Annotated in this window: 8 protein-coding genes; 1 reads left to right on the top strand and 7 read right to left on the bottom strand. The window is 40.0% G+C overall.

What is annotated here, in order from left to right:
- Window positions 1-109 precede the first annotated feature (109 nt).
- Together AACR11_RS20865 and AACR11_RS20860 are read right to left on the bottom strand one after the other, a co-directional pair.
- The gene (locus AACR11_RS20865; RefSeq protein ID WP_029790593.1) at window positions 110-550 is read right to left on the bottom strand and encodes a hypothetical protein; all 441 of its coding nucleotides are present in this window, start codon (window positions 548-550) and stop codon (window positions 110-112) included.
- A gap of 150 nt (window positions 551-700) precedes the next feature.
- The gene (locus AACR11_RS20860; protein WP_005445729.1) at window positions 701-1228 is read right to left on the bottom strand and encodes a CbrC family protein; all 528 of its coding nucleotides are present in this window, start codon (window positions 1226-1228) and stop codon (window positions 701-703) included.
- A gap of 246 nt (window positions 1229-1474) precedes the next feature.
- Between AACR11_RS20860 and AACR11_RS20855 the strand changes: the two genes are divergently transcribed.
- Window positions 1475-1777 (top strand): hypothetical protein, encoded by a 303-nt coding sequence (locus tag AACR11_RS20855; RefSeq protein ID WP_029790594.1) that lies wholly within the window; start codon window positions 1475-1477, stop codon window positions 1775-1777.
- A gap of 206 nt (window positions 1778-1983) precedes the next feature.
- Here the strand turns inward: AACR11_RS20855 and AACR11_RS20850 are convergent, their stop codons facing one another.
- The 5 genes from AACR11_RS20850 to AACR11_RS20825 all read right to left on the bottom strand — a co-directional run bounded on the left by AACR11_RS20850 (window position 1984) and on the right by AACR11_RS20825 (window position 4690).
- Complete coding sequence (locus AACR11_RS20850; protein WP_029790595.1) at window positions 1984-2802, bottom strand: hypothetical protein; 819 nt, start codon at window positions 2800-2802, stop codon at window positions 1984-1986.
- A 143-nt stretch (window positions 2803-2945) separates the two neighbouring features.
- Entirely contained in the window at window positions 2946-3311 is a 366-nt protein-coding gene (locus AACR11_RS20845; RefSeq protein ID WP_029790596.1) for a hypothetical protein, read from the bottom strand.
- Between the two features lie 123 nt (window positions 3312-3434).
- Window positions 3435-3842, bottom strand: coding sequence for a hypothetical protein (locus AACR11_RS20840; protein ID WP_043886957.1), 408 nt, complete (start codon window positions 3840-3842; stop codon window positions 3435-3437).
- 220 nt (window positions 3843-4062) lie between these two features.
- Window positions 4063-4335 (bottom strand): hypothetical protein, encoded by a 273-nt coding sequence (locus AACR11_RS20835; RefSeq protein WP_029790598.1) that lies wholly within the window; start codon window positions 4333-4335, stop codon window positions 4063-4065.
- Window positions 4336-4489: 154 nt separating this feature from the next.
- Window positions 4490-4690, bottom strand: coding sequence for a DUF6404 family protein (locus AACR11_RS20825; RefSeq protein WP_223295766.1), 201 nt, complete (start codon window positions 4688-4690; stop codon window positions 4490-4492).
- Window positions 4691-4723 lie beyond the last annotated feature (33 nt).

The raw sequence follows: 4723 nt of genomic DNA, 5'->3' as shown, positions 1-4723 counted from the left end.
TGTTAAGGGGTGAGCAACGCAATACAAAAGCCGCCGCATACCACCTTAAACACTAAAATCAACGCATAGTGAAAATGCCACGCGTTGCGAATCCCTCTTAAACAGTTTGTTATGTATCGGACTCGATTTGTTCCACCATTGAAAGTAAAAAGAATGCTACAACGAAACTAGTGTAATACCACAAAGGAGCCAAAGACAAATACGCATTAATTCTATCCGTTGCAAAAACACCAACAAAACCAAATGTTAACAAAATCAATACAATTAAATGAATAGTTGACTGATGAATGTATATATAGGCATAAATTACAGCCATATAGAGCGCAAAACTAAAAAGTGCAGCCCATACAGTTTTGCCAACGAAAATCACCACTATTTGGAAGTAGTACCAGAAACCAGAACTGTCAGGATCAACTGAGAAACTAAAACTATCTAGCGATAAAATGTACTCCGTTTGATATATATAGCAGGCACATAACAACGGAAGAACTAGAACGGTACTGAGATCTTTAAGGTTTTTTATATCTGATATTTTTGGAACTACATCCATTAAAATTGTCCTTTTTCGCGAGATACATAACGCCCTGTTAAGGTGTGAGCAACGCAATACCAATGCTTCCGCATACTACCTTAAACACTAAACGCAACGCATAGTAAGAATGCCACGCGTTGCGAATCACTCTTAAACAGTTTGTTAGCTTTACGCAAAGTCCAGCGAATAAGTAAATATGCCACATGATCTACACTTGAACTTGTAGATTGCTGGGTTTCCACCTTTTTCATAGTAAGTGACTATTTGATGCCACTCATTAATACCTATTAGCTGATCGTTTAGTAAAACCTCTAATTCAGCGTCTTTTACCTGTAATAGATCAGACTTCTCTGCATCTCCATGAAATTCACAAGCATCGCCACAGTGCGATAGCCACACTTCTTGCTGCCATGAAATATAGCTTGGAGTTCTCTCGCAAACTTCCTTCACCACAGACTTATCAAGTCTAGCTTTCATCAATGGATGTGGATCAGCAAACTCTCCGTCGAATTTCTTCGCCGCCGAGCCATCAGAAATACACCAGGGACAAATAGTTTCTATGTCATGCTCAGAGTAAATAGTAGAAGTTGCCCTGTAGCCACGACTGACACCACAACATTCACAATTTGCATCTGTAACTTCTAAAGCACCCGTTTTAATGGGATCTGGATGATACTTAAATGTTGGTAATTCCATTGTACCTCCGAGTAAAGCTAACGCCCTGCTAAGGGGTGAGCAACGCAATACCGAAGCCGCCGCAAACCACCTTAATCACTAAAATCAACGCATAGTAAAAATGCCACGCGTTGTGAATCCCTCTTGAGCAGTTTGTTAGTCGCGAGGCACCGAGCGACAATTTTAAGCCAAACTAAACTTTGCGAACAACAAACTTCATGTGCTTTGATGCACTTAAGTCAGGCGTAGTCTCAAAGCGGCTGTTTAATGAAACCACTTGGAACAACCAACGCCGTAGAAAACGGACTGGCAACACCAACAAGCGCTTTTGGAAAACCAATCTCACAATGCGGACTTTCAACAAAGTTACTGAAACCACGTGGAACTTACCACACCAGAGAAAACGTGCTTTCTGCGAATAAATCAGCTTTTGAACCAGCAAACTCACCGAGCGGAGTCGCAACCAAGAACAGACGCTCGATTGTCCTGTTCTGCCAGCACCAAAGAACAAAAAAATCGCTTGGACACTTGCAAAACTTTGGACTTAAAACAGCTGAAACTGATTTTTGAGTATCGATGAAGAGCCTGTATAGCAAACAATCATCAGCAAAATTTTAAGCTTAGAAACATGATTTTGATTGCTAGCTTTTTCTGGCGACTAACGCCTTGTTAAGGTGTGAGGCACGCAATACCTAAGCCACTGCATACCACCTTAACCACTAAACCTGACGCATGGTAAAAATGCCACGCTTGCCGAATCACTCTTGAACAATTTGTTAAATGAGCGACAACACCCAATCTATAACTCTGTCCAAATTTATCTTATAAGAAGTTTCGATTATTTTGGCTTGAAGTCCGGCAAATATGGCTAAAATGATTGTTAAAACTATTATCATTTTTTGATTAATTCTATCTGATTTTGCTCGCGATACTTCAATTTGATACTTCTCCAACGTAGCAACAGCCTGCCCTGTAATTTTGTAATCACTTGCAAACTTCAAGAGCTCCCCAGAAGCTACGAACGAATCAAGGTACAAATCCATCTTTTGCCGAACTTCCGTCTTTTGAGGATGCAAATACCAACGGAGACCATAAACGTAACTCATAATATCTAGTGAGCTAAATGCTTTATCAGGAGCTATAGATTGCTTAGCGATGATTTTTTCTAATATTTTCATTCGACTAGGTAGCTGAAGAGGAACTTTATTAAAAACAAACTGAGGGATGGCATGTTTTGCCCAAGCACAGAAAGTTTGAACTTTGTAGAAACCTGTCCATTCATGCAAACAATAATCGATCACTGAGTTGTACGTGTGAGTATAAAGACCATAATAGTGTTCAATTCTCACAGTGACCCCATACGTCAAAGAGAAAGGTATGCATACTTTTGACTTAAAGCGATCACTTTCAAAATACATCCCACCAAAGCTATGTCTTGTGACTTCATCAACCAACAACAATGGAATATCACCTGCGTACAAGCTTATTGAATAGCAGTTAACGGCTTTACCTCTATCTCCACTTCGTGGGATAGAGACCGGACATGGCTTTTGAAGCAACTTTTCTATTATTTTGGATTCAAACTTCTTTATCATATTTCAAATAGCTCATTTAACGCCCTGTTAAGGGGTGAGCAACGCAATACTGAAGTCGCCGCATACCGCCTTAAACACTAAAATCAACGCATAGTAAGAATGCCACGCGTTGCGAATCCCTCTTGAACAGTTTGTTATGTGTGTTAGTTGATGTTTCTACTGATAATTTTAGCTAGAAACGTAATTAGCCCACGCTCTTCATACCCTGCATGAGACGATATTGCATAGTTACGAAAACCAAAAAACACACCAATTAAACCACAAGCTATTCCAAGCCATTCAAACCAGTGAATTCGACGCATGAAGATCGACTCAAAAGCTTGTGAAAAAGCACTAGCGCTCATTTCTGATGCCTTGCTCTCAAGAAATGCAGGAAAGCCGAAGTAGAAGATGAGGAAAGATATAAACCCGAAGCAAATTGCAGCCCACCAAGGTAACCTAGCCGCTATATAAACTGAGTCACTGACTATCGCAGAACCGTTTGATCTTCGCCTGTAACGTCTTCCCATGATTTCCTCCGAAAGGTGTGAGCAACGCAATACCGATGCCGCCGCATACCACCTTAAACACCAAACCCTACGCACAGTGAAAATGCCACGCGTTGCGAATCACTCTTAAACAGTTTGTTATTGCTATTTTTCTTTCGGGTAAGCAATTAGACCGATAATGTAAGCTACTCCAGTAATAAAAAGCATCGACCAATCTTGCATAAAAATAGCTAACGATAGGTTTAAAGAACCAAAGTTAAAGAGAACTCCTGCAAAATCATTTAATGCTATATCCATAAATAATGTACCCTTTTCTTTATCTTCTTTGCTTCGACTTTTGTGTGAAGCAAATGCATAGATTGAAAATAGGAACAAGCCGGACAAAACCTGATATGTTAAAATCCGATAGTCGGCTAACTGTATAAGTTCCTTACTAGGAACAACCTCATTTAGCTTTAAATCGTTGTCGTATATATATATGCCTACAAATATTAGTATGAATATCAGCCAAAACATTATGTTAGATGCCAACTTTAGAAATGCTAATTTCACTTTTACCTCGATTATTTAAATAGCTATAACGCTCTGTTAAGGTGTGAGCAACGCAATACGAAAGCCTCCGCTTACCACCTTAAACACTAAACCTAACGCATAGTAAAAATGCCACGCGTTGCGAATCACTCTTAAACAGTTTGTTATGTGCGCGGTTAAGTGATTCTCATATCTTTTCTGATCGATGCATCACCGTATAGTGAGTGCCCAGTTTTGTACATTAACCTGGGATTATCACATTACCGTAAAGATCTTGATTTGTAAGTTGATTCACCTTTTCTAACAAGCTTGCCACCTTAAAATAGGCTGAAGTGTTATCTGCCTTTTTATATGCTAAATCCATGCATCTCGACCTCAGATCTGAAGAGACAACTTTCAGCGCCTCAATTACTTCGACGTTATTCGGACTCTTTTCTAGGTATCTTTTCCCAACGAAGTAGGCTTTCTCGTACTGCTTTTTCTTCGCTAAGTTCATTATCTCTTCTGCTGACATGAATACATTATTCCTATAAGCACATAACGCCCTGTTAAGGGGTGAGCAACGCAATACCGAAGTCGCCGCATACCGCCTTAAACACTAAAACCAACGCATAGTAAAAATGCCACGCGTTGCGAATCCCTCTTGAACAGTTTGTTAGGTTTTGGGCTTATTCTCCCAATGAACCCCAATCTGTTAGATTTAATTGCTTGCGCCTAATGTAGTAGAAGGTTGCCATAACTAAACCAAACAAAGCGCCAGTAAGTAACGAGATATAAACCGCTTCTAAAACTGGTTTGCCTAGCTCGTCCCACACAAGAAACCATTGGAAGATTCCCCAAACAGGAGCAAAGAAAGAAGTGGACCCCAGTGGTTGGACACATAAGCTAATTTCTTAAGTGGT

It is taken from the genome of Vibrio sp. L85 (assembly GCF_963871815.1).
GTDB classification, from domain to species: Bacteria; Pseudomonadota; Gammaproteobacteria; order Enterobacterales; family Vibrionaceae; genus Vibrio; species Vibrio harveyi.
This window is presented reverse-complemented; position numbering and strand designations above follow the sequence as displayed.

What these genes read in the sequence shown, in the direction of transcription:
- AACR11_RS20835 (WP_029790598.1), bottom strand. Translation starts at nt 4,335, where the DNA reads ATGTCAGCAGAAGAGATAATGAACTTAGCGAAGAAAAAGCAGTACGAG.
- AACR11_RS20845 (WP_029790596.1), bottom strand. Translation starts at nt 3,311, where the DNA reads ATGGGAAGACGTTACAGGCGAAGATCAAACGGTTCTGCGATAGTCAGT.
- AACR11_RS20865 (WP_029790593.1), bottom strand. Translation starts at nt 550, where the DNA reads ATGGATGTAGTTCCAAAAATATCAGATATAAAAAACCTTAAAGATCTC.
- AACR11_RS20855 (WP_029790594.1), top strand. Translation starts at nt 1,475, where the DNA reads ATGAAACCACTTGGAACAACCAACGCCGTAGAAAACGGACTGGCAACA.
- AACR11_RS20850 (WP_029790595.1), bottom strand. Translation starts at nt 2,802, where the DNA reads ATGATAAAGAAGTTTGAATCCAAAATAATAGAAAAGTTGCTTCAAAAG.
- AACR11_RS20860 (WP_005445729.1), bottom strand. Translation starts at nt 1,228, where the DNA reads ATGGAATTACCAACATTTAAGTATCATCCAGATCCCATTAAAACGGGT.